Annotated in this window: 23 protein-coding genes and 1 pseudogene; 14 read left to right on the top strand and 10 right to left on the bottom strand. The window is 43.9% G+C overall.

Annotated features, from left to right (window positions below):
* Positions 1–24: 24 nt before the first annotated feature.
* The 7 genes and pseudogenes from C6Y39_RS04475 to C6Y39_RS04445 all read right to left on the bottom strand — a co-directional run bounded on the left by C6Y39_RS04475 (position 25) and on the right by C6Y39_RS04445 (position 8166).
* Positions 25–1425, bottom strand: coding sequence for a site-specific integrase (locus C6Y39_RS04475; protein ID WP_105930121.1), 1401 nt, complete (start codon positions 1423–1425; stop codon positions 25–27).
* Positions 1422–1562, bottom strand: coding sequence for a hypothetical protein (locus C6Y39_RS18725; protein ID WP_167390620.1), 141 nt, complete (start codon positions 1560–1562; stop codon positions 1422–1424). The genes C6Y39_RS04475 and C6Y39_RS18725 overlap by 4 nt, the downstream gene beginning before the upstream one ends.
* 212 nt (positions 1563–1774) lie before the next feature.
* A complete protein-coding gene (locus C6Y39_RS04465; protein ID WP_105930119.1) occupies positions 1775–2779 on the bottom strand; it encodes an ATP-binding protein in 1005 nt (334 codons plus the stop codon).
* Positions 2772–4976 carry a site-specific integrase gene (locus tag C6Y39_RS04460; RefSeq protein WP_167390619.1) on the bottom strand — a complete coding sequence of 735 codons (2205 nt, stop codon included), beginning with the start codon at positions 4974–4976 and terminating at the stop codon, positions 2772–2774. Before C6Y39_RS04460 ends, C6Y39_RS04465 begins: the two co-directional genes overlap by 8 nt.
* A 16-nt stretch (positions 4977–4992) precedes the next feature.
* Complete coding sequence (locus C6Y39_RS04455; protein WP_105930117.1) at positions 4993–7065, bottom strand: hypothetical protein; 2073 nt, start codon at positions 7063–7065, stop codon at positions 4993–4995.
* 92 nt (positions 7066–7157) lie between these two features.
* A pseudogene (locus C6Y39_RS04450) lies at positions 7158–7304 on the bottom strand (peptidase M14); the annotation flags it as partial.
* 91 nt (positions 7305–7395) lie between these two features.
* Positions 7396–8166, bottom strand: coding sequence for a HesA/MoeB/ThiF family protein (locus C6Y39_RS04445; protein WP_105930116.1), 771 nt, complete (start codon positions 8164–8166; stop codon positions 7396–7398).
* Between the two features lie 124 nt (positions 8167–8290).
* Between C6Y39_RS04445 and moaB the strand changes: the two genes are divergently transcribed.
* The 7 genes from moaB to C6Y39_RS04410 all read left to right on the top strand — a co-directional run bounded on the left by moaB (position 8291) and on the right by C6Y39_RS04410 (position 13207).
* Entirely contained in the window at positions 8291–8797 is a 507-nt protein-coding gene (moaB, locus tag C6Y39_RS04440) for a molybdenum cofactor biosynthesis protein B (protein WP_105930145.1), read from the top strand.
* On the top strand, positions 8794–9273 hold the full coding sequence (moaC, locus tag C6Y39_RS04435; RefSeq protein ID WP_105930115.1) for a cyclic pyranopterin monophosphate synthase MoaC: 480 nt from the start codon (positions 8794–8796) through the stop codon (positions 9271–9273). Before moaB ends, moaC begins: the two co-directional genes overlap by 4 nt.
* A 159-nt stretch (positions 9274–9432) precedes the next feature.
* Positions 9433–9681, top strand: a complete 249-nt coding sequence (locus C6Y39_RS04430) for a MoaD/ThiS family protein (RefSeq protein ID WP_105930114.1) — start codon at positions 9433–9435, stop codon at positions 9679–9681.
* Positions 9682–9683: 2 nt separating this feature from the next.
* Positions 9684–10157 carry a molybdenum cofactor biosynthesis protein MoaE gene (locus C6Y39_RS04425; protein ID WP_105930113.1) on the top strand — a complete coding sequence of 158 codons (474 nt, stop codon included), beginning with the start codon at positions 9684–9686 and terminating at the stop codon, positions 10155–10157.
* Positions 10157–11296, top strand: a complete 1140-nt coding sequence (modA, locus tag C6Y39_RS04420) for a molybdate ABC transporter substrate-binding protein (protein WP_105930112.1) — start codon at positions 10157–10159, stop codon at positions 11294–11296. Before C6Y39_RS04425 ends, modA begins: the two co-directional genes overlap by 1 nt.
* A 2-nt stretch (positions 11297–11298) precedes the next feature.
* Entirely contained in the window at positions 11299–11994 is a 696-nt protein-coding gene (gene modB, locus C6Y39_RS04415) for a molybdate ABC transporter permease subunit (protein WP_105930111.1), read from the top strand.
* Between the two features lies 1 nt (position 11995).
* Entirely contained in the window at positions 11996–13207 is a 1212-nt protein-coding gene (locus C6Y39_RS04410; RefSeq protein ID WP_105930110.1) for an ATP-binding cassette domain-containing protein, read from the top strand.
* Here C6Y39_RS04410 and hemN read toward each other — a convergent pair.
* On the bottom strand, positions 13194–14570 hold the full coding sequence (gene hemN / locus C6Y39_RS04405) for an oxygen-independent coproporphyrinogen III oxidase (RefSeq protein ID WP_105930109.1): 1377 nt from the start codon (positions 14568–14570) through the stop codon (positions 13194–13196). The genes C6Y39_RS04410 and hemN overlap by 14 nt on opposite strands.
* Positions 14571–14650: 80 nt before the next feature.
* Between hemN and C6Y39_RS04400 the strand changes: the two genes are divergently transcribed.
* From C6Y39_RS04400 to C6Y39_RS04370, 7 genes are all read left to right on the top strand, one after another.
* Complete coding sequence (locus tag C6Y39_RS04400) at positions 14651–15403, top strand: SGNH/GDSL hydrolase family protein (RefSeq protein WP_105930108.1); 753 nt, start codon at positions 14651–14653, stop codon at positions 15401–15403.
* A 124-nt stretch (positions 15404–15527) separates the two neighbouring features.
* The gene (locus tag C6Y39_RS04395) at positions 15528–16166 is read left to right on the top strand and encodes a DsbA family oxidoreductase (protein ID WP_105930107.1); all 639 of its coding nucleotides are present in this window, start codon (positions 15528–15530) and stop codon (positions 16164–16166) included.
* 27 nt (positions 16167–16193) lie between these two features.
* Positions 16194–17186 carry an XdhC family protein gene (locus tag C6Y39_RS04390; RefSeq protein WP_105930106.1) on the top strand — a complete coding sequence of 331 codons (993 nt, stop codon included), beginning with the start codon at positions 16194–16196 and terminating at the stop codon, positions 17184–17186.
* Positions 17187–17482: 296 nt separating this feature from the next.
* Positions 17483–18169: a histidine phosphatase family protein gene (locus C6Y39_RS04385; RefSeq protein WP_105930105.1), complete on the top strand. Its 687-nt coding sequence runs from the start codon at positions 17483–17485 to the stop codon at positions 18167–18169.
* 11 nt (positions 18170–18180) lie between these two features.
* Positions 18181–19410, top strand: a complete 1230-nt coding sequence (locus C6Y39_RS04380; RefSeq protein ID WP_105930104.1) for an acyl-CoA dehydrogenase family protein — start codon at positions 18181–18183, stop codon at positions 19408–19410.
* 20 nt (positions 19411–19430) lie between these two features.
* Positions 19431–20483, top strand: coding sequence for a phosphotransferase family protein (locus tag C6Y39_RS04375; protein ID WP_105930103.1), 1053 nt, complete (start codon positions 19431–19433; stop codon positions 20481–20483).
* A 74-nt stretch (positions 20484–20557) separates the two neighbouring features.
* A complete protein-coding gene (locus tag C6Y39_RS04370; RefSeq protein ID WP_105930102.1) occupies positions 20558–21532 on the top strand; it encodes an NADPH:quinone oxidoreductase family protein in 975 nt (324 codons plus the stop codon).
* A 107-nt stretch (positions 21533–21639) separates the two neighbouring features.
* Here the strand turns inward: C6Y39_RS04370 and C6Y39_RS04365 are convergent, their stop codons facing one another.
* Together C6Y39_RS04365 and C6Y39_RS04360 are read right to left on the bottom strand one after the other, a co-directional pair.
* The gene (locus C6Y39_RS04365; RefSeq protein ID WP_105930101.1) at positions 21640–22401 is read right to left on the bottom strand and encodes a DUF6174 domain-containing protein; all 762 of its coding nucleotides are present in this window, start codon (positions 22399–22401) and stop codon (positions 21640–21642) included.
* Positions 22402–22635: 234 nt separating this feature from the next.
* Entirely contained in the window at positions 22636–23253 is a 618-nt protein-coding gene (locus C6Y39_RS04360) for a YchJ family protein (protein ID WP_105930144.1), read from the bottom strand.
* Positions 23254–23391: the final 138 nt, after the last annotated feature.

The raw sequence follows: 23391 nt of genomic DNA, 5'->3' as shown, positions 1-23391 counted from the left end.
AACGTCCATTTCTTGTCTACTGCACTACTGTGTCTTTTCTAGTTTGTCATATGCTAGGTAGGCATCAGCTCCCATAATAGCTTTTTCCAAAATAGATATCCCTTTAGCTAGTTGTGGATTACTATCCAGCATTTCTTGGTGCTTTCTTGAGGTTGATAAAGCTGTATTTAGCAAAATGTCCAATTGCGATTCCTGAATAAATCTTTCAATAGTTCGGATATATCGTCTTGTCGTCTCTATGCGAGCATGACCTAAATGTTGTTGAAGGATAATGTGCGCATCAGATACCAACATTTTGTTTGTGTGGTTAAGACCAGTCATTAAACCGTTATTTTTAATGTATCGGTATAGCATCTGTGTAACACCAGTATGTCGTAGCATATGTGGATGAGCCTCCATGTCGAGCTTCTCAGCGCACTCCTGCATGGTTTTTTGGTATGCTCTGACTGAAACGGGCGTGCCGTTTTTAAGTATCCAAGTTGGAGTTTCCTCCGGTTTGCGACCTGAGTTTATGGCGTGTTTGCTATTACAATACACGTCTTGATACTTCCTCAAACGCTGGTAATACGTCACCCCATAAGCAGGCTTTTCATAAATATTGTAGAAGACAGCCATCATAGAGAATGGCACCAGAAGGCTTTTTGTTTTGCCCCCTTTCGCCAGATATCGTAGCTTTTGGCTGGTCATTTTATCTCGCTTCATTTCCCGATAACTGCACCAGTTAGGGTTACGTTTGTCTGGACCCAGAGGAAAGCAATCAATCAGTGCGGTGACACGCAGGCCGGTGACCAACTGCACATAGGCCATCGCAGCATACACTGCGTCAATCTGAAGCATCTCTGCATATAGCAACCAGAATTGCTCCATGCTCAATATACTGTCTTTGTAGTCGTCTTGGCGTTCTTTCCAGTTATGATTTACCGCAGTTTCCTCCTCGCCAACCTGTTCTTGCCGATAACTGGTGTGGGATAAAAAATTATCGTCCTGGTCTTGTCTGATAGTGACCTCATTGGTTTGAGGCATCAACATTTCATGTTCAACGCCCTGCAAGGTGAGAAAACAATAGAACTGCCGCCAGGCTTTTACGTACTGCTCGATGCTTTCGCCTCGCCAGCCGCCCTCATAGTACATCGCGCGAATCAACGGCTCCATGTTGCCTCTATACGTGGCAGCCAGATAATGAATACCTTGCTTGCCATCCGGTTGGGTTTGTTCTGACAGTCGGTTAATGAGGTAACAAATACGCTGTATCGCATCAACCACGGTCTTCTTGCTGCAGCGACGTGTTAGTTTGGGATTGATTAATTGTGGGTATTGATGCTTGCAGACGGAATATCGCAATATCAACGGGTCGGGTTTGTGTGTCTTTGCGTCGAATACTATGGGATGCTCTAGCTCTTTTTCATGCAACACATAAACGCTCATAACGACCACTCCCCAATAATCTCATCCGCTTTAAATCCGGCGTCAACGGCGCTTTGCAAAGCTTCATATTCAACCAGTAACATAGCCTTATGTTTTGCTTTTGTCAGTGCCGTAAAAAGCCATTTTCGCTCTTCCATTATGCATCTCTCAACACCAATCACCGTATAAAATTCAATGTCCATGCGCAGCATGACATGTAATTTTATTGCCTTTACCCTTAAAGTAGGATTGCGCCAATACGGGGTTATTCTCGAAGGACCTCAATAAATCGGTTAGCACCATACGTCTTAGTTGCCCCAATTACAGCTTACCAATGGTGTTTCTTTCGTATGCGTAAATTAACTGCTTCTTAGTCATGCTCAGTCCTTACTACAATCATTTCATCGATGTCTTCATGCAATAGATTTGGGAACTCCAGTTGGTCGAACTTTTGCAATAAGAGCGCATCATCTACGCGCTTTGTTGGCTCTCTTCGATTATTTCGACTTTGCAGCACCGACTTGGGTGTGAGGAACACAACGGCGCAAATACGGGTATCATTGGTGCGATACTTGTTAACTTGTGATACCCACTCCAGGCGACTAAACGCTGTTAGATTCGTCGCATCAATTACGACACTATGTAAATCGGGGTAGAAATTCGAATACGCTTTTGCCCATGTCGATTTCCCTGCACATGGAGGACCAACCAGCAAATATACTCGCATCGAGAATGGCCGCTGCAAGGCTTGTTTTAAATCAATTTTGGCTCGCTCCCACGCATGCTGACGCACTTTTTCATCATCAAATAGATATTGTCCGTTTCGCCATAGATAGGTATCTGGTGAGATAATTCGTACTTCGCCAAACACATTGTTGTTAGGTCTTGATTTAACCGTTGCAGAATGCACCACATCAATCATATGGTCACTTTGCAGGCGCACTTTTTTCTTAAGTGCGGCATTATCGTTTTGCAATCCTGCGACCAGCTTTTGCTGCTCCGTCAGGGTCTGGGCTATCTGGTTGCGCTGGGCTTCTGCCAGCTCAAGCTTTGCTCTAAGTTGGTTAACCACCGTATCGCCACCAAAGCGTTCAAAGTTATCCTGAAAATCCTGTATGGCATCTCGTACTGCGTGGTATTTGGCAAGTGCAGCCTTGTCCTTAAGCTTATCCTTAATATAAAAATAAGTGCGATTGACTCTGCCAGCTTCAAGCACCTTCGCGGCACTGGCATCGGTTTTAATGCCCGTTGCAATGGCCTTTGCTTTCAATTTAGTAAATGCCGCCTCAAGGTCTGCAACTCGCTGGTCATGTGAACGGCTGTCACGCTTTGACTTAGGCTTATCAGTCGCTATCGATTGCAAATTATCAGACACCGAAATATCCCTCTGGTTTGCTATCGGCATAGAGTTGACACAGTGCCGAGCTGTACTTTTTCCTGAACGATTCCGCTTCGGTCAGCATGTCATTTGCCATGACAATCGGGTAGTAGGTATCGATAAAATGTTTAGCGTCTTCGTCTATATCACGATTTTTATCAGTACACTGACGATACACATTGGTGTACCAGTCAAATTGTTCTAGTAAGGGCAGGGAATGTGTTTTGGTTGCCAGTGCATCAGGGCAATCCAGACCGATACACTGCGCCGGATTAGGCAGTTGCGGCAGAGTGCCAAACATTGCCCTACTTACACCCGCCTTATCGCGTTCTGCTTTATTTATTGTTGCTGAACAGGGACTGTCGGTACTGTGATTAGTCGCTCGCATGCATATGACACCCATCGGCGTAAGTAATGTTTGAGTTTGCTCGTTTTTGATATCATTTAAAATGATTTCTTTTAGCACGTCTGTCAGTTTTTTATGCACATCCATTTCTGTTAGACTGTCGTTCTCCAGCCTGATCTTTTCTCTAAGATGGGCAGCACCTTTTAGTAATTCATTTCCTTTTATGCCTGCTACTTCCTTATTAGCGATTGATGTTGCAATTTCATGAGCAAATTTGGAGTGCATTTGATCTAACTTTTCATCTCTAAATTTGGTCACTAATACATTGTGGTGTAAATAGCGATCGGGCATTAGATGATTAGAATGGCCAAATAATTTTTTCAGAATTAATACAGCTAATACGGAGTGTCTTCCTACATATCCAGCTAAAGTCGCTCGAATACAATGACATGTTCCTTCTGTTCCATTATCAAAAGTGAGACTAATACCGTAGTGCTCTGCGAAGCGCTTTAGTTTAGTATTCAACGTACTCCCACCCATATAAGCATTTTTAACCCTGTCATTGTTGTCGTTAAACAAAAATACTCTCGACTGAATCAGGATTGTGGAGTCAAATGTTCGAAGCCAGTTTAGAAGTTTTAGAGCTTTAACTGCAGGTGGGCCAATCGGTATGTATATTGTGTTATTGGTCTTTTGCAAGTCAGCTTTCACATACCAAATTTTAAACTTATTGGAATAATGCAGACACGTACTTGCATCAAGAAATCTTAGGTCTACATTTCTAAGCCCTGTACTAAGCGCAATTATCCACACAGCTGCAAACTGTGTGATTTCAAACAGTTTGCTAAACCATGACTTTAAAATGGTTCCATGCATTTGCTTATCGTCAGGTCTGTTTACCCTATTCGCAGCTAATACTGGATGCAATTCACTAATATAGCGTTCATGTTTTGCCATCAATTTTTTGAATTTTTTATCACGATTTATCAATTTTACACACTGTGTATGAGTAGAATGCTTTCTGACCTCCTTGACGGCATTAAGAATGCTAACAATTGGTGCCGAAAGATCACTTTTGGAAAATTGTAAATTCTCTATTGATGTTTTGTTTGGTTTATTGGATGGGCTAACACAAATTCCGTCCAGGAACTTCATGGCGGGTTCAACTATTTGAGCAACTATTTCATCCGTAAAAGGTGAATATGGCCTAGTTTCAGAAACCAAACCATATCGTTCCTTCATCTGCTTAAGGTAACTTGAGTAAACAGTTCCTTCATTTTGCCAAGGGGTAATCAGACCCGCTGTAAAAAAGTTAAATCCCTCTTCCTTACGTTTCTGCGTTTTTTCCATTATGTCCAAGATCCGTAAAGTAGCTTCTCCTATTTGGCCGTTCACTTTTGTTATTTTATTCAAAATAAGAGCGATGTCGTCGGGCTCAAGAAATCCCAAGGGCAGAAAAGGTGAATTTTTGGTTGCTTTTAAAACCGGAGTACCAAATTCCTCCAAGGCTGGAACAATCTGTGTCATGAAGCTTGTCATTGCACCAACTACAGTTTTATAAGCCAAATGCTCTACTTCAATTAAGTATATTGTTAGGTTCTTTAAATAGATTTGTAGAGGGAGGTAGAAATGTATATTTAAATATTTCCCCCAATACAGACCTGTGTGCTCGCTATTGTTAAATATCCACTCTTGGTCAAGATAACCCTTTTCAGTAAAGCTCAGAGGATGCCTCTTTGCTTCAACTATAATGGTATCAAGTACACCCCATTGCTTTTTCCCTTTTTCATAAAGACTACTTTCATGCTTTTCAATTTCTAAATGTGATTGAACATCAATATTCATCATATTCATCCTTATCACTTTATAAAATTGGGGGTAATAAAGGCTTATTATCAATCACTGCTTGATTCGCAAGTTGATATCCGCGCTCTACAATCTGTGCTCCATAGGGATGGGCAGACTCAAATTTAGCCAGGCAATCAAGTGCGATTGCTTTTCGGTCAGCGAGTATAATATCTATAGGCTGTGGTACTTTTTCATACTGCAATATTCTGTAGCAAATTCTTGGGATATGTTCTGCGTATACTTCACTTCGCTCACAACCTAAACACAAATCATACTGCTTGCATTGGTTTGCAATAGGGATACCATGAGTAGGACTTTTTGGGTCTGAGCAGTCACATAGATAAACAGGTATTTTCGTAGACGACTGCTGTTTGTTGTTTTTGTTAAAGAACTTGCCTTTAAAAGCTATTGCATCCTGCAGCATTTTATTCGTGAGAGCGATAACGGCACTGCTGTATACCAGATGCCCTGTCCCCGATTTCATCAAATAAGAAAAAATAGTTGTATCAAAGGACTTATGATTAAGCGATTCCCTTAATCTCCTTTCTAATTCTTCACCGCTTTCAGATTCTTCAACTAATTTTGCAAGTTTGGCACCTGCAAAACTTTTTCGAATTTTAGTTGTATCAATGCTGGTTAACGTATCACCGTCATCTGATTTTATTTTATATACGCTGCAAAAATCTCTTTTCGCATTACCTACATGCATCCCTGAAAAAAATAAATCACTACCCGGGACTGAAAATATTTCTTCGTACAATATTAAAACGCGAAAAAGGTATGAATCGACAGGAACTCTAATTGATATCTCTTTGGGAGGAGCAACACCCATTTTTCTCTTGATCCCAACAAGACGCACAACCTTCATTTTCTGTGAAGTTTTCGCATCAATATCAATGTCAAAGTTCTTCGCCCAATGCCGCCCCCCGTAGTAGCGCTTAAGTGATGTCACGACTTCTAAATTCACCCCTGTTTGAATAATAATGGCCAGTATAAGCGCAATTTCATTTAGTGGTGTTCGACAGACGATCGTTCTTTTATAGTCCTTGAATCTTGTTCTATCTTTTGATGCTACACTCAAGTTAGTTGGTTCATACAAGATCTCAAGATAAGCGAGGTAATTATTGAATAAACCTTTCCCATAAACACTGGTGCTTTGTCTCAGACTGTTTACAATACCAGTAAAATCAACTCCACTATTCGAGCTATCCCGAGCTAAGAGCATCATATTTTTATGAAGCAAATCAATTGCCATTTTTGGATCATTATCATGTAACTTCCGTATTCGAGAAGCTGCACTCCTTCCGGGTAGAAATTCACGTTTACTAGGAAAAGTGGTTGAATAAGAGTCACTGAGTAAACATCCTATTTTTCTTAGCGGTTCAGCATCAGCCTCAAATAGTTCCGTTCGTCGCTTTGTTATTAGATCTATACGATGCATTACAAAGCCAACTAGTTGGAAATGTTCTCTTTCTGAAAATTCAGCCAAAGAAAATGCTTCCACCTCATTAAAAGGCTCATGCTTGTTCTGAAACGCTCCTCGCATTGCGTGATTCTTTCTGCGTTTTTTGAAGGAGTATTCCAGTTCGCTGAAATCCACACGCGGATGCAACTTAAAAATTGTTTTAAAATAGCTTGCTCTGTCTTTTTCATGAGACTCAAAAGCCAATAGGACTTTGTTGGTTAGCTCAGAGATATCGGTTATTAGTGGATTGGCATCAATAAAGGCCATGAAACGACATATTTGTCTCATTGCATTTGTTATTGCACTGTATGAAGGCAATTCTTGCTTAAGCCAAAATGCAAATGCTCTAGCAACATCTTTAGAAAAACTGTCAGCAACATTTAGTCGGTCTTCTACAATCCAATTACTTGACTTTTTGCCCTTACACAAACGCATTTTCTCTTTGCTTGTATTGACCATGTGATCGTCATTCTTTTCAAACCATACTTTGAATGATCTTAAATCGTGATTTGTTTTGATAATCACGTACGGCTCGTATTCTGTAAAGCCTTGGATAGAAGAAGCATTTGAAGTTAAACATTCAGCTTTTGTTGTACTAAGTCTGGTATTTTTCCTCTTTGCCATTGTATCCCATCTATTTTTTACACACTTTCTGTAAAGGCTAGACAAAAAAATAGTGCAGTCAAATAGTATCCATAAAAATACAATTACGTATTTTGCACTTCAGCACCGTGAATAGAACTTTGAATGTACACGGTGGGGCCGGGGCGCGCGCCCTTCATTCGATAAATTGGCACGTTCATGTTACGTCCAGACGCGTTTTGCGCCACTACCATGTGTTTTTTCACTACTTGGGTTGTCATTTAAATCAACCTATTTTCTGTCTTGTTCTTTGTTTTAGTCTGTTGCTTTTAAACACAGCTATTATCATACATGCTGCAAAAGCACGTATATTTAGTAAGCACATAGCTCGCAGTCCACGCCTTTAGGTAGCTTCCAGTTTCGCCACTCGTGCGACAGAGCATCAAACGTCATTAACGTGTTTTTAGGAATATTATCGAAATCCATCAATACTTGCATAGCTAGCATTGCTTGGTAAGTACCAACAATATTTACTACTGGCGAGAATATACCTGCCTCAACACAGCTTAAATCAGGCGATTCAAATAGCGTCCGCAAGCATGCATAGCAACGGCTTTCGCCGGGTATAGCTACGAAAAGCTGGCCTTCAAAGCGAATGGCCGCGCCCGATACTAGCGGCGTATTTAGTTTAAAACACAATAGGTTTATTAAATCTCGTGAGTCTGTATTGTCGGTGCAATCCAGCACAACGTCAGCACGCTCTATGGCTTGTTTCAATGCTGGTGAAAGCTGAGTAGTGCCGGGTGCCGAAAACGGTTCTTCCATTACGGTAATGTCGCAGTTGCTGTTAATTGCGGTAAGCCGCGCTTTAGCCGCTTCTACTTTACTTATCCCTACATCCTGCTCGCTAAACAAGGTTTGCCTTGGAAGGTTAGTGGCCTCGACTGTGTCGTGGTCGATAAGTGTAAGATAACCCACTCCACTGGCGCAAAGGCTAGTGGCGGCCGCGGTGCCAAGCCCACCAATACCAATAATACAAATATTGGCGTTAAGCAGTGCTTCTTGACCTTCTAGGTCTATTTTGGGAAGCACAATATGACGGTTATAGCGCATAGCCTGCTGATTAGTTAGGCTTTTAAACATAGTTTATGCCAACTTAGTTGTTGAATTCATGGCATGCACCCTTATAAAGTGATTACCAAATAGTATTTTGGCTGGTACTTTATCAAAAACCGCCAAAATGTCGCATATCAAATTAGGATTTCATATGTCAGCTGTCAGCCAACCCCTTAATATAGCCGTACTCACTATTTCCGATACGCGCACACTTGAAAACGACAAGTCGGGAGATTACCTGAAAGAGGCACTGACTTCGGTTGGCCATAAGCTTTACGATCGCGATTTGGTGAAAGACGATATTTATCAGCAGCGCGCCGTGGTGTCGAAGTGGATTGCCGACAAGAACATTCACGCAGTATTAATTACCGGTGGTACAGGCTTTACGCATCGCGATTCAACACCAGAGGCCATTAGCGTATTGTTCGACAAAGAGGTCGACGGCTTTGGTGAGCTATTTCGTCAAATTAGCTATGAAGAGATTGGTACATCGACCATTCAGTCTCGCGCTGTAGCGGGCTTTGCCAATAATACGGTTATTTTCTGCCTGCCAGGCTCGACAGGCGCGTGTCGTACGGCGTGGGAAAAGATTATTTCTAGCCAACTTGATGCCGACTTTAGACCGTGTAACTTTGTAAAGCATCTGGTGGAAGCATGAGTACCTTTAGCCATTTAAACGCTGGCGGCGAAGCCAATATGGTAGACGTCAGTGACAAAGACGTTACCAAGCGAGAAGCCACAGCAGAAGGCTTTTTATACGTAAGCGAAGACGTTATTCGCCAAATCTCTGAAGCGAAAATTGCCAAAGGTGATGTATTTGCGGTTGCCCGTGTAGCGGGTATTCAAGGGGCGAAACGCTGCGCTGACCTTATTCCTCTTTGTCACCCACTGGCGCTGTCAAAGGTGGATGTTAACTTTGACATTCAAGCTGACCAAAACCGTATTAAAGCTACCTGCTTTTGCAAGCTAAGCGGTAAAACCGGCGTTGAAATGGAAGCGCTCACGGGCGTAAATGTGGCGCTGTTAACCTTATTTGATATGTGTAAAGCCATCGACCCTGGCATGCATATGGAAGGAGTACGGGTGCTGGAGAAAAAAGGCGGCAAGACAGGCCATTGGCAGTCTGCTAAATAGTGGGCAAGAAGAAAGGTGCACTTTAAAAATAACGCGCATAACGTGTTCGCGCGCCCAATAGAAAAGCTGTTTTAGAATTAACGTCTTTCTGAAAATTAAGATAAACCAGTCAGCACACGCGAACAAGGCGTCGCTAAGAATTTATAGAAAAGGCAAAGCATGTATATAACGCTTAAAACATTTGCACAAACCCGAGAGATTACGGGCGAAGACAATATTACGCTTAAATTAAGCAACAACAGCACCATTGAAACCGTGTTATCGCAGCTTAAAACTCGTAGCGACAAGTGGGCGTTAGCATTAGAGGGCAGTGTGCTGACTGCTCGAAACCAAGAACTTTGTGATACTGAAACTGTACTTAGCGACGGTGACGAACTTGCGCTCTTTCCTCCAGTGACCGGGGGGTAGCTATGTTCGCGCTAGTTCAAGTTGAAGATTTCGACCAAGGCGAGTTGTACGCAAGGCTAAAACAGTCGGCAGACGAGAAGGCCTGTGGCAACACCGGCGCTATTGTTACTTTTACTGGACTGGTGCGAGATTTTAATAGCGCTGGTGATATAGACGGTATTGAGCTAGAGCATTACCCGGGGATGACTGAAAAAGCGTTAATGCTTCTGGTTGAACAAGCTATTGATCGTTTTTCACTTAACAGTGCTGGCGCACTGCACAGAGTAGGGCGTATATACAATAATGAGCAAATTGTATGGGTAGGTGCTGCGGCCCCCCATCGCCAAGCGGCGTTTGATGCTGCGAGCTATTTAATGGATATGCTTAAACAGTCTGTGCCCTTATGGAAGAAAGAGTTTAAGGGCGATAGATCTGAATGGGTTGCGGCAAAAGCGTCTGACGATAAAGCTGCACTCAAGTGGATGCATAAAAAGTAATGGCTTTTTCTTTCGCAACGGGACATGCAAGCTTTTTCAAGTCTGTTATGTTCCTTATGACGAGCCTTAGTTTGTTTACAGGAGCCATGGCGTTTACGAGCTTTGCAGCGCAAGCGGACAGTCTTGAGGCAGCGCATGCGCCTGTAAGTGAAAGCAGCGGTATGAATACCGGTCAAAAGAGCCATCCTGACGCGTTTGAGCGGGATGAGAAGATAAACGTGGCGGTAGCTGCAAACTTTGCAAAACCGCTTAGAAACATCGCAAAGCAGTTCACCCTGCTCACAGGCATAGATGTAGCGGTAACCGTGTCTTCTAGCGGTACCTTGTATGCGCAAATTCAACATGGTGCGACGTTCGATGTGTTTTTATCGGCAGATCGCGCTAGGCCACAAGCCTTGGCGGAGAATAACCTAGTACACAAAAGCAATGTGGTAGATTATGCGAAAGGCAAGCTGGCGTTTGTTTATTCTGGCGAGTTGTCTGATGCACAAAGCTGCGAGCATGTTGCTGCAGAGACAAAAGAACAAAGAAATGTTCCGCGTACAGACTGTTTGTCTAAGCAGCTTATTAAATTAATCGGAAATCCGCAAAACAAGTTGGCTATCGCCAACCCAAAGCTTGCGCCCTATGGCACTGCTGCACAGCAAACGTTGCAGAACTTATCCCTATGGCAATCGTTTTTACCACACAGAGTAATGGGTAAAAACGTTCTACAAACCCTTCAGTTTTATACCACGGGTAGTGTTGAAGGAGCCTTTGTCGCGTATTCGCTTGCTCTCGATTTACCTTCTAATTTTGCGAGTACCGTTGATGTAAATAATGTCGCCCCCACGACGGTCATTAGTCCTGTGCCAGAAATCTTGTACCAACCCATCATTCAGTCGTTAGTGGTTAACAGCAAAACAGCAGCAGTCCTCACGCCGAATCTGTTCGATGTGCTGGCGATTGGTGAACCACAGGTTTTAGAAGAGCGTGATGAGGAAAATAAACATGAAGCTTCTAAGCAGTTCAATTTAAGCGACGCTAATGGCGTGTCATCTGCTAGCCTGTTTGTGCAATATTTGATGTCGCAAGGGGTTCAGCACAGCTTAATTGAATGGGGATATGAGCCAGTGAATACACTTGGTGTTGGTCAATAGATATGCTTAATGAATTCTTTGGCGCGTCGACCCTTGAAGCCATATTACTTACTTTAAAACTGGCGTTTATCACCAGCGGTTTGCTGTTGTTCATTGCATTGCCGCTAGCGTGGTTTTTAGCGAACTGGCAGAGCAAAGCTAAGCCTTTTATTATGTCGATACTCGCGTTGCCGTTGGTGCTACCACCTACAGTACTCGGGTTTTATCTGCTTGTTGCATTTTCGCCGCAAAGTGCGCTAGGGCAGGGATGGCAGAGTCTCACCGGCAGCAACCTTGCATTTAGCTTTGAGGGTTTGGTGCTGGGGTCGGTAATTTACTCGCTTCCATTCGCTTTACAACCTTTGTACAGCGGCTTTTCACAATTAGATAATCGTTATTTAGATGTGGCAAAAACGCTGGGATTTTCCCCCATCGAGGCTTTCATGAAAATAGTGCTGCCTTTAAGCAAAGCGCCTATTGTCGTGGCGCTAGGTTTAAGCTTTGCCCATACCATTGGTGAGTTTGGCGTGGTGCTAATGATAGGCGGTAACATTCCTGGGGAAACCCAAGTACTATCTATAGCGCTCTATGAACAGGTAGAGGCGTTGGAATACGACAGCGCTCATAACCTCTCTATTGCCCTTTTGGTATTTTCATTCCTAATGCTCGCTGCACTGTATCGCTTCAATGGCATGACTCGTAGTGAAGAAGGGCGCTAACATGAGAATATCAGCGAATTTACCCAATCGCATTGATGCACAAATTTCACTGCAACCAGAAAGCCGTTTTATCGGCGTTACCGGTCCATCAGGTGCGGGCAAAAGCAGCTTGTTTCGGGCGCTTGCTGGCGTGGAAAAAAGCGCAAAGGTCGAAACCCCATGGGCGTCTCAAAAAGTCGGCATCCTGTTTCAGCAGCCTATGTTGTTTCCTCATACCAATGTTCGGGGCAATTTAGCCTTAGCGCAGCGTCACGCAAGCCCTAATGCAATGCCTATCGACGCGTGTTTGCGCGCTTGCTATTGCGAACATTTAATCGATAAGCCGATTCATGCACTATCTGGTGGTGAAGCGCAGAGAGTCGCGATTGCGCGTGCGCTGGTCAATGGGCCAGATGTGCTATTACTCGATGAATCGTTAAGCGCCATTGATGTCTTTACCCGTCGTAAGATTTATCAGTTTTTGAAGAATTTGTGTGTGTCGGGCCAGCTTACCTGCTTTGTGATTTCTCACGACCTAGACGATCTTGCCCTGTTCAGCGATGAGTTGATTTACATTGATCGCGGCCGCGCTGAGCTCTGTGGCCCAACGCGGGATGTGCTGGCTCGAGTGTTCGAACGAGAAAGTTTTACAACACCGTCTAGCGTGCTTGAAGGAGAGACGGTAGCCACGCCACACAAAAGCGACGGTAATAACCAGAATAACAACGCTGTTAGCAATCACAATACCAACAGCGACAGGCAAGAAGGTCGATACGGCTCTGCAATTTTGACCGATGACAATAGTCAAGCTGTCAACGGAATAGTGCTGATATTAGTAGCGGGGCACGAGATTTATGTCAGTGAGGAATCTGTATCGTATTTCCCCCAACAAGGCAGTGAACAGCTATCTGCCCGTTTCGCGGTTAAGGCCTGTGATGTCAGTATCGACACTAATATTGCAGATTTTGGTAATGCCAGCACAATTAGCATTTTAAATGCGCTGCCCTGCGTTATATCCAGCATTAATCCTGCATCTACAACGCTAATCACTGCAGAAAGCGAACCCCAAACCGTCCAAACCCAGCACGGCAAAACTCACAGCGCTAAGGTGCTGCTAAAACTTAACGTTATAAACAGCAACCAAACGCTTTACGCCAGTATTAGCCACCTTTCTTTAACGCGCCTTCACCTTGAAACGGGAATGCAGGTAATAGCCAGGTTTAAATTGCCTTAGAGTAGTTGACGAGTGTTTCATCCACATTGAGATAGGCATCGAATCGAGCGCAAATAGCACGTATATAAATACGCGCTGATTCGGGAACTCTAATGCACTTAGACGTAATTTCAACAAGGCCATCTTCATGTAGCCCTGCTAAGTTTTCCAACGACTGTGAAAAATACTCATCAAAGATGATGTGATGCTCATCTGAAATCTGCTGTTTGTCTACGAACAAGTTGCACATCAAGCTTGATATCACGTCTCGGCGAATAAGATCGTCTTGCGTTAGTGAAAGCCCAACTTTGGCTGAAGGCAAATGGTTGTCTAATCGCTGATAGTACTCTTTTAAATCTTTCGCATTTTGTGCAAAGGCATTACCAATTGTGCTGATAGCCGATACGCCGACCCCAATTAAGTCAGTATCGCCTCGCAGTGTATAGCCTTGAAAATTTCGGTGAAGCTCGCCTTTATTTTTGGCAATGGCTAGCGCGTCATTGCTTAAGGCAAAATGATCAAGGCCAATCATCTCATATCCCACGCCAGTAAAGCTATTTACCGCAAGGGTATAAAGCGCCGCTTTTTCTTCACTGCTGGGCAGTGTTTCTTCTGCAAACTTTCGCTGCGCCGCGAATCGTTCAGGTAAATGAGCGTAACTAAAAAGTGAGATACGATCGGGCATCATGGCTTTCGTTGCAGCTATAGTCGATTTAAACGTTTCTAGGGTTTGGTTCGGCAGTCCATAAATGAGATCTAAGTTTACTGAATCGAAGCCTAGCGTGCGGGCTTCAAACACCAAATTAGCAATATGTGACGTGCTTTGTACTCTGTTAATTATTTTCTGCACATTGTAGTCGGTGTCTTGAAGGCCAAAGCTTATGCGGGTGTAGCCTAAGCTTCTAAGGCACTTTAAATAGGCACTGTCCACGTTTCTAGGGTCTAGTTCAATAGACAGCTCCGCACCTAGTTCAAACGTGAAATGCTTCTTTAAAAGATAAATCAAAAATGTATGCTGTATTTCGCTCAGAAAACTGGGTGAACCACCCCCTAAGTGCAGCGAAACCACGCGCTTGCCCTCTGCTAAATAACGCTTAGACAAAATTTCTTTCTCTAGGTAGTCTAAGTAGTCGTCGGCTTTTTCATTGTGGCGAGTGACTAATTTGTTGCACCCGCAGTAATAACAAAGCGTTTTGCAAAAAGGGATATGTACGTACAAACTTACGGCTGGCGCTTTGGAAACAGCCAGTGCTTGTGGGTATATATCTTCTTCTAGCGGTTCGAATTTAAGTGCCGTAGGGTAGGATGTATAGCGCGGGGCGTGTTGGGCATATTTTTTTACAGTAGATGCGTCGTGGCTTTGCTTTACAGCATTGGTGTTCATTTTTTATATACCCTATTGAGGTGGCCTAGCGCCTATTAAGCGAAACACGTTGAGCATATCGTATTGGGTAAGGGAAGGAATTGATCTACTTCAAAGTTTTATGGTTAAACGCCGCAATTGTTCTTTTGCTTCCAATCGTTTTATTACAAGCGTTATGGGTAAGAAAGAGAACGGCCGTGTTGCCAGAGCCTAGCGGAGACAGGGTGCTTTGTTCAATAAATGAAAAAGAAGCGCCTAAAATTAACGTACTAGTCATTGGGGACTCTGCTGCAGCAGGTGTAGGGGCGGCAACGCAAGAAGGGGCGTTAAGTGGGCTGATTTATTCAAGCCTTTCACACCACGGTACAACCCGTGTTTTGTTGCACGCTAAAACAGGCTATAAGAGTGAAGACGTGCTTCGCCTTTTACAAGAATTACCAAAGCAACACTTTTCAACAACGCTCATTTCCATTGGGGTTAATGATGTTACCAAATTTGTCTCGTTAAAACGCTGGCAATACAACATCTCGGCAATCGAGTCTCTTTTAAGCCAAAAGTTTGGCTGCCAAAATATTTTGTTTACTGCATTGCCGCCTATACATGCGTTTCCGGCTTTGCCCCAACCTCTAAGAGGTTTACTCGGCTTTAGAGCGCTTTTGCTAAATAAAGCGATGGAAGAACGTATTGCCAACAGCCCGAATTCTGAAGTGCTTTATGTTAGTGCACTAAAGCTAGGTGGAAGTCCAAAGGACGTAAAACACAGCGGCTTGATGGCAGAGGATGGTTTTCATCCATCTTCCAAAGGCTATGGCATTTGGGCGCGGTCAGCGCTAACGCGATTTCGATCATCTTAGCTTTCCGATACGTATATTAATTTCATATAGGGTTGAAGTTTCTTTTTGTAACCTCATCTACAGTGGCTTGAGTCAATGAACATAAAGAGAACACGGATAAATGGGTTCTAAAAGGGGAGTTGTTATGCAAAAAGTAACGGTAAATATGGTATCTGACGTAGTGTGTCCATGGTGCATTGTTGGGTATCAGCGATTACAAGAAGCAATAAAAACTCTCGATAATATTGAGGTGGATATCAAGTTTCACCCATTCGAGCTGAATCCTAATATGCCAGAACAAGGGCAAAATCTGCGCGAGCATATAATGGAAAAGTACGGCATTAGCGAACAGCAAAGCGTTGATAACCGAGCTCGCCTTGTTGAAGCGGGCGAGGCGTTGGGGTTTGCGTTCAATTTTACTGACGATTCGCGTATGCAAAACACGTTCAAAGCCCATCAGCTTATTCATTTGGCGGCAAAAAAGGGCCTTGAAGAAGAGATGAAACTGAGCTTGTTTAAAGCGTATTTCACTGATGGTAAAGATGTGAATGATCAAAACGTGTTGGTCGAGATTGCTGACGCAATAGGTCTTGATGGGGGCGAAGTTAAAGAGGTACTTCAAAACGGTAAATATGCACAAGCAGTGCGCGAAGAGGAAGCGATTTGGATGCAGCGGGGAATTCAAAGCGTACCCACGTTCGTGATAGGCAACCAAGGAATAGCCGGTGCCCAAGAGCCAGCGACTCTCGCCGCATTTATCACCCAAGCAGCAACACAGCAGTAAACAGGTTTAACGGGGTTTGAGGTAGTTATGAGTAATCACGTGAACCACTTGCTAGCACAATGGCTTCCACTAAAAGACAAGCATAATTGGGTGCTGGGTTTCATTTTTAAAACTGAAGGCTCTTGCTATCGCAAAGCAGGAGCCATGATGTTGTTCAGTGATGCTGGACATCAACTAGGTATTCTAAGCGGAGGTTGCTTAGAAAGTGATATTGTAAAAAAAGCCCAGCGCGTAATGACAGACGGTGTTAGCCGCACTGCTGTCTACGATGATGAGGATGAGGAAGATATCGCTTTTAAGTTGGGTGTAGGCTGCGGTGGCGTAGTGCACTTGGCGCTCGTACCGGTCAACAAAGACAATAACTACCTGTCTCTGGATAAAATAAGCCAGACTCTATCGAAGGGCCACGTATGTGAGTGGAATGTTGCAGTAGATGGGTCAGAAGGTGCTTGTAAGGTATTGGAAGACAATACGGGTTCTCCAAGAAAAGCCGTGTTGGACACCTTAGGCGGAAAGCGCAGCTTATCTGTTTTGATGATGCCGCCCATTCACATACTTGTTGTTGGTGGTGGTTACGATGCTACTTTTATGACGAAGCTTGCCAGTTCGCAAGGTTATTTGGTCAGTCTTTGGGACCCGCGGCCTGCCCAAGCGAGAGTTGAACACTTCCCCGAGGTTAATTATTTAATCGACGACCCGACCACTGAGGGGGTGCGTTTACATCTTAACGAACACAATATTCAAGCGGCAGTGCTTATGTCTCATCACCGCGAGATTGACGCCAAAGCACTTCAGTTGCTCAGTATGCAGTCGCTAACTTATACGGCAATGCTTGGGCCGCTTCATCGCAAGCAAGAAATTATGGATTTAGCTGGGCTTAGCGATACTAACTTTACGCAATATTTTGCCAGCCCCGCAGGATTTGATATTGGTGGAGAACTTCCTGAGCACATTGCTCTGTCTGTGATAGCGCAATGCCACGCAGTATTTCATACGAAGCCTACGCACCTGAAACGTTAAGCACACCCTTTTAATGTTGCATCAATGTTCTTGGTGCAACTGTTCCTCAATAGCTCGGCCTTATTTCTCTCCGATAATGTTGAACGCAACCTTATCTTCTCGTTATAAGCTCAACAAAACAACCTTCGTCTCAACGTTTAATAGAGGGGGCGTTTAAGCGATGCACCGTGATATGAAATCAAGCTACATAGTTTCACATGATGCATACTCATTCAAAATATCAATTAAACTTATAACGTTGTTTTCCTTAGTATGTGATTTGATAAGTTAACATATTAATAACATTAGGCAGCGGTATGACAGACATCTATCTAGTACGCCATGGCCAAGCGTCTTTTGGTAAAGCGAACTACGACAAACTGAGCGAATTGGGTGGGCAGCAAGCTATCTGGCTTGGAGATTATTTTAAACATCGCAATATTCAGTTCGATGCGGTTTTCTCTGGTGATATGGTGCGGCATCATGAAACCAAAGATGGCATTGCCGAAGGTATTTCTACAAACGGATATTCTCTTCCTGACGTCACAGTTAATAGCGCCTTGAACGAATTCAATTTTCAAGCCGTAGCGAAAGCGTATTTATCACGCTACCCAGACGCGAAAGTGCCAGAGGGCGTATCACCTGCCGAGTATTATCGACTGCTTAAAAAGGCCATGCTTGCGTGGTCGCAAGACGAATTAGCGCATGATCTTCTCGATGAAACATGGAGCGAGTTTGAAGAGCGCGTTTATTCAATGCTTACTCACCTTCAAAACCTTGATGCTAAACGGGTGCTGGTGGTTAGTTCTGGAGGTGCTATCGCGATGATGCTTAAACACATTCTTGGCTATGATGCCGCCACGGTTATCAATATGAACTTGCAAATACGCAACGCCAGTTTTTCACAATGCTTCGCTAATTCGCGGGGCGTTCATTTAAATAACTTCAACAGCGTACCTCACCTGGATGTGATTGACAGGTTGCACGCCATTACCTACAGCTAAATGGGGCAATTATGAACTTTGAATATAATGAAAAGACCCAAGCACTTTTAGAAAAGCTAAAAGCGTTTATGAAAGAAGAAGTGTATCCAATTGAAAAGGAATATATTCACGCCGTAGAAGGTGGTTCTGCGAACAACGGTGAAGGTCGTTGGAAAACCCCTGAAATGATGCAAACGCTTAAGCAACGAGCCAAAGATGCGGGCCTTTGGAACTTGTTTTTGCCTGAAGAGTATAAGCCCTATGGTGCAGGCCTGACAAATGCCGAGTATGCGCCGCTGTGCGAAGAAATGGGCCGTGTGTTGTTTAGTGCTGAGATTTTTAACTGTAGTGCGCCTGATACCGGCAATATGGAAGTGCTCGCTAAGTATGGCAATGAAGCGCATAAAAAGCAGTGGCTAGAGCCGTTACTTAACGGTGAAATTCGCTCGGCGTTCGCAATGACTGAGCCTGCGGTAGCTTCGAGTGATGCGACTAACATTGAAACCTCAATTAAGCGCGATGGTGACGAGTACGTTATTAATGGTCGTAAGTGGTATACCAGCGGTGCCATGAACGAAAACTGCAAAATTATGGTGGTGATGGGTAAAACGGATTTCGATGCACCTCGTCACCAGCAGCAGTCGCAAATCTTGGTCCCAATGGATACAAAAGGCGTAACTATTGTTCGCCCCATGGCGGCGATGGGTTATTACGATGAGCCGGTGGGTCATGCGGAGGTCTTGTTTGAAGATGTACGTGTTCCAGCTGAGAACTTATTACTAGGTGAAGGTCGTGGTTTCGAAATTGCGCAAGGGCGCTTGGGACCGGGTCGAATTCACCATTGCATGCGCCTTATTGGATGTGCGCAGCGCGCGCTAGATATGGCATGTGAGCGAGTTGAACAGCGCGTAGCATTCGGAAAGCCTTTGTCGAAACAGCAGTCGATTAGGGAAAACATTGCCCAGATGCACTGTGATATTGAGCAGGCTCGTCTACTTACGTTGAAAGCGGCTGACAAGATGGACCGCTATGGCAATAAGATTTCTCGTGATCTTATTGCTGCTATCAAAATTGTAGCGCCAAGTATGGCATGCAAAGTTATTGACCAAGCCATTCAGATGCATGGCGCAGCTGGCACCAGTCAAGACTTCGTGCTATCTGCAATGTACGCCTATGCACGCACGATTAAGTTAGCTGATGGCCCTGATGAAGTTCACATGATGCAGTTAGGCCGTAATTTGATTGCCGAAAAAAACGCATAAAAAGTGCATAAGGAGTGAGTGTGTCAAAAGATAATGCCCCACATGCAATTGATTTAGTGGCGCTAAACAACTATCTATCTACAGCGTGCCCCAGTATTGGGCACGTTGAAAGCGCAGAAAAGTTCGCGGGTGGACAGTCGAACCCTACGTTTAAGCTCACCACAGATAACGGCGTGTATGTCTTGCGCCGCCAACCTCCAGGTAAATTACTAAAGTCTGCTCATGCGGTAGACAGAGAGTTTCGCGTTATCAACGCACTACAAGACTCTCAGGTGCCTGTGCCTAAAGCTCATCATTTGTGTGAAGATACCAGTGTTATCGGCAGCATGTTTTACATCATGGCGTTTGTTGAGGGCGAAATATATTGGAATAGCGCATTACCTGAAATAGCGTCTTCTGATACCCGCGGTGCGATGTATGACGAGATGAATCGCGTGTTGGCTGCACTTCACAGTGTTGATATTGAAAGCGCTGGGTTGAGCGATTATGGCAAGCCTGGTAGTTACTTCGAACGTCAGCTAAGCCGTTGGACAAAGCAGTATCGGGCTTCTGAACTTGAGCATATTGAAGAAATTGAAAGTCTTATCCACTACCTGGAAGCAAATCTGCCAGAGGATGACGGACAAGTGTCGTTGGTACATGGTGATTTTCGATTAGATAACATGATGTTTAATATGTCTGATACCGACAAACCGCAAGTGGTTGCTGTATTAGACTGGGAGCTCTCTACCTTGGGACACCCATATGCCGACTTGGCCTATCAATGCATGCAGCTACGCCTTCCTTCTGATATAGCACATGCAGCGGGATTAGGCGGGCTTGACAGAAAGCAGTTGGGTATTCCGAGCGAACAAGAATATATCAAGGCTTATTGTGAGCGAAGAGGCATTGATGCCATAAGTAACTGGACGTTCTACCTCGCATTTAGTTTTTTCCGTTTAGCCGCTATTTTACAAGGTGTTGTAAAGCGCGCCCACGATGGCAACGCATCAAGCGAGAAGGCCATGCAATTAGGCGCGATGGTGCGTCCTTTGGCGCAAATTGCGAACCAAACTATACACCAAAGCGAATAAACGCCATATAACGTATTTAATGACCTGCCATGCTAAATGAAGCATGCAGGTCGAACAAATTAACTGGAGACAGTATGAAAGCAATTGTATGCGAATCTTTTGGGCCGCTTGACGATCTACAATTTAAAGATGTGGCAGATCCAGAAGTAAAAAAAGGCCATGTGGTAGTAAACGTTGAAGCTGCAGGGGTCAACTTTCCAGATGGGCTGTTGGTGCAAGGATTGTATCAAATGCAGCCAGACTTTCCGTTTATTCCTGGCAACGAAGTCGCTGGTACCATTGCTCAGGTGGGTGAAGGCGTGAGTCACTTAAAAGAAGGCCAACGTGTTATCGCATTGTCGAATTTAGGTGGTTATGCAGAAAAAGCATTAATCCCAGCCACTCATGTAATGCCGCTGCCGGATCCTATTCATGTTAACGAAGGCGCAGCCCTTGTAACTGCACATGCGACTGCCCATCACGCATTAAAGCAGCGCGCAAAACTGCAGCCAGGCGAAACACTGGTTGTAACCGGTGCGGCTGGCGGTACAGGCTTGGCTGCTGTGCAAATAGGCAAGATCATGGGCGCCAAAGTTATTGCGGTATGCTCAACAGAGGAAAAGTTAGCGCTCGCTAAAGAGTATGGTGCTGATGTTCTAATTAATTATAAAGAGAAAGATTTAAAGGAAACACTTAAAGAAGTGACGGGTGGCAAAGGCGTAGACGTTGTTTACGAATGCGTTGGCGGCGATACCTTCCACGCATGCAGTCGAAGTATGGCTTGGGAAGGGCGTTTGCTTGTGGTTGGCTTTGCAGGCGGTGAGATCCCGAAATTCCCAGTCAATTTAGCGCTGGTAAAAGGCTACTCGGTTATGGGCGTATTTTGGGGCTCATTTACTCAGCACGATCCGAAAGGCTTTGCTGAAAACATGCAAGAGCTTTTAATGTGGTACGTGCAAGGCAAAGTTAAGGTTGTGGTAGATGAAGCACTGCCGCTCGAACAAGCAACGAAGGCCATGGCTAAAGTTATGAACCGTGAGGTTAAAGGTAAGATGGTGCTTGTTCCATAACGTAGATCGCTAGCTAAGTCTCTACGTTAATTTACATAATGCACCGGCGTAAAAAAGCCTGAATACAATAATATTCAGGCTTTTTTGTGTGCGTTAAACTGCCAAAGCTATTCAGGTATTAACTCTACATTAAGCTCTCTGGTTAATACATGGCATAGGTCTCTACCAATGCCTAAGTTTTCCATTTGAAAGTCTTGATAGCCTTGTTTTTGAACTGATAGCGTATAAAAGCCGGCGCGCTCGTCTAGCATAGCTATTGAGTCGCTGTCTTCGCACAACGCATCATTATTAACAATGGTTTCAGAAAACCCGTCTTCTATTGCTGTAGCTGTAACACCGCACGCAACAGGTAATTGTGTAGCTTGGTCGGTTACCGAAAGCAAAAGGCCTTTTTCAATTGTTGCCGTACAGGCTACATCGTCAGCGCGAACCACATTACTCACATATATGGTGTATTCATCATCTGCGGTTTGTTGATTGATATCGACGTCGATTTTTGTTGGATAACCAAGTTCGGCGTCATATTCAACGGACAGAGAATCTGCACGGCTTTCTTCAAGCGCAATGCGTTCAAATAAACTATCAATGCTTTCTGTATTTGCATCATCTAGGGGTAAGGCAACGTTTCCATCAATGATGGTTTGAGATGAAACTTGTTTATTTTCTACCAATACTAAGCGGGGAAGCGTAGTTTCGTCGACACAAAAGCATGAGACTTGTTGTTCAAACTGGTAATTCTCGATGTTCGCACTTTCCCACTTTGCGCGGTTTGCGTTAAGTTCATCGATAATGCTATCTGAATCACTTCCACATCCTAATAGTAATGTAGTAGCGGTAATAGTTGTCGCAATTTTTAAGATACGAGTCATAACTTTCCTTGTTTTACATTTTAAATTGTTCTGTTTTGTTTAATGCAAAAGCGCGAATAAAAGATACCAGCAGCAATGGAATCCATCACAAAACCGAGCATAATTTATACTATAACTTTGTTTTAAAAGTAAACAAGACTAAAAAACCGTGTTTATTCTGCTTTAAGTACCGTAAGGTTTAAACGTTGCTGCTGAGCAATGGTTTTTCAGTAATAAATTTGACGTGTTGGTTTATCAGCGGTTTTTAAGAGCACAGCACTGTTTAAATTTCTTATTGCTACCGCAAACACAAGGAAGGTTCCTTCCATACTTAATTTTGCCGCAGTCTTCGTGAAGTTCACCATCGTGATAACGCCATTTACCATCTTCGACAATGAAGTTTGATGTTTCGTGAAGCTGATACATGCTTTTATTTTCGAAGTAGTACGCAGTGAATTCGACAACTGTTGTGTTGTCATTGAGATTAGACTTGGTGTTTTGCTCAGCGTCAGTCGCCTCCTCAACATCAGTGTTAGCGTAAACCGAGCTATTTATCGAATTATTTAAAGGCTTATTTACCGAGTCATCTACAAAGCTATTTACGGTGCTATCTAAGGAGCTAGCCGCAAGAGTGGGGTGAACTTTCAGCGCGAACCACTTAGCGCCTTGTGCGCTACTGGTCAAGTCCTCTATAGAGAGAGCCTGCTGCTTTTCTTTGGTGTAGGTGTCTAAAATATAGTGATAATGTGCTGTAGCGTAGGCCGAAAAGCGTGAACGCATAAGTTGCTCTGCAGAATGAGGTAATGACTCACCTTTGATGAAAGGCTCGCAGCATTCTTTGAAGGATTTTGACGAGCAACAGTAACAGCGCATAGGAAGACTCACAGCATAAGGGAATAACAAAGCGCCACAGTATAATAATAAGTTACGCAAGCCCCAACTTTTTTGAGAGTAAATAATTGATGTATTAATCGAGTTCAGGCAATCCGTGCCTAAGAAGTGAGAGAATAT

The sequence above is a fragment of the Alteromonas gracilis genome (genome assembly GCF_002993325.1).
In the GTDB taxonomy this organism is placed as follows: domain Bacteria; phylum Pseudomonadota; class Gammaproteobacteria; order Enterobacterales; family Alteromonadaceae; genus Alteromonas; species Alteromonas gracilis.
This window is presented reverse-complemented; position numbering and strand designations above follow the sequence as displayed.

What these genes read in the sequence shown, in the direction of transcription:
- C6Y39_RS04475 (WP_105930121.1), bottom strand. Translation starts at nt 1,425, where the DNA reads ATGAGCGTTTATGTGTTGCATGAAAAAGAGCTAGAGCATCCCATAGTA.
- C6Y39_RS18725 (WP_167390620.1), bottom strand. Translation starts at nt 1,562, where the DNA reads ATGGAAGAGCGAAAATGGCTTTTTACGGCACTGACAAAAGCAAAACAT.
- C6Y39_RS04460 (WP_167390619.1), bottom strand. Translation starts at nt 4,976, where the DNA reads ATGATGAATATTGATGTTCAATCACATTTAGAAATTGAAAAGCATGAA.
- C6Y39_RS04455 (WP_105930117.1), bottom strand. Translation starts at nt 7,065, where the DNA reads ATGGCAAAGAGGAAAAATACCAGACTTAGTACAACAAAAGCTGAATGT.
- C6Y39_RS04445 (WP_105930116.1), bottom strand. Translation starts at nt 8,166, where the DNA reads ATGTTTAAAAGCCTAACTAATCAGCAGGCTATGCGCTATAACCGTCAT.
- moaB (WP_105930145.1), top strand. Translation starts at nt 8,291, where the DNA reads ATGTCAGCTGTCAGCCAACCCCTTAATATAGCCGTACTCACTATTTCC.
- moaC (WP_105930115.1), top strand. Translation starts at nt 8,794, where the DNA reads ATGAGTACCTTTAGCCATTTAAACGCTGGCGGCGAAGCCAATATGGTA.
- C6Y39_RS04430 (WP_105930114.1), top strand. Translation starts at nt 9,433, where the DNA reads ATGTATATAACGCTTAAAACATTTGCACAAACCCGAGAGATTACGGGC.
- C6Y39_RS04425 (WP_105930113.1), top strand. Translation starts at nt 9,684, where the DNA reads ATGTTCGCGCTAGTTCAAGTTGAAGATTTCGACCAAGGCGAGTTGTAC.
- modA (WP_105930112.1), top strand. Translation starts at nt 10,157, where the DNA reads ATGGCTTTTTCTTTCGCAACGGGACATGCAAGCTTTTTCAAGTCTGTT.
- modB (WP_105930111.1), top strand. Translation starts at nt 11,299, where the DNA reads ATGCTTAATGAATTCTTTGGCGCGTCGACCCTTGAAGCCATATTACTT.
- C6Y39_RS04410 (WP_105930110.1), top strand. Translation starts at nt 11,996, where the DNA reads ATGAGAATATCAGCGAATTTACCCAATCGCATTGATGCACAAATTTCA.
- hemN (WP_105930109.1), bottom strand. Translation starts at nt 14,570, where the DNA reads ATGAACACCAATGCTGTAAAGCAAAGCCACGACGCATCTACTGTAAAA.
- C6Y39_RS04395 (WP_105930107.1), top strand. Translation starts at nt 15,528, where the DNA reads ATGCAAAAAGTAACGGTAAATATGGTATCTGACGTAGTGTGTCCATGG.
- C6Y39_RS04390 (WP_105930106.1), top strand. Translation starts at nt 16,194, where the DNA reads ATGAGTAATCACGTGAACCACTTGCTAGCACAATGGCTTCCACTAAAA.
- C6Y39_RS04385 (WP_105930105.1), top strand. Translation starts at nt 17,483, where the DNA reads ATGACAGACATCTATCTAGTACGCCATGGCCAAGCGTCTTTTGGTAAA.
- C6Y39_RS04380 (WP_105930104.1), top strand. Translation starts at nt 18,181, where the DNA reads ATGAACTTTGAATATAATGAAAAGACCCAAGCACTTTTAGAAAAGCTA.
- C6Y39_RS04370 (WP_105930102.1), top strand. Translation starts at nt 20,558, where the DNA reads ATGAAAGCAATTGTATGCGAATCTTTTGGGCCGCTTGACGATCTACAA.
- C6Y39_RS04365 (WP_105930101.1), bottom strand. Translation starts at nt 22,401, where the DNA reads ATGACTCGTATCTTAAAAATTGCGACAACTATTACCGCTACTACATTA.
- C6Y39_RS04360 (WP_105930144.1), bottom strand. Translation starts at nt 23,253, where the DNA reads ATGCGCTGTTACTGTTGCTCGTCAAAATCCTTCAAAGAATGCTGCGAG.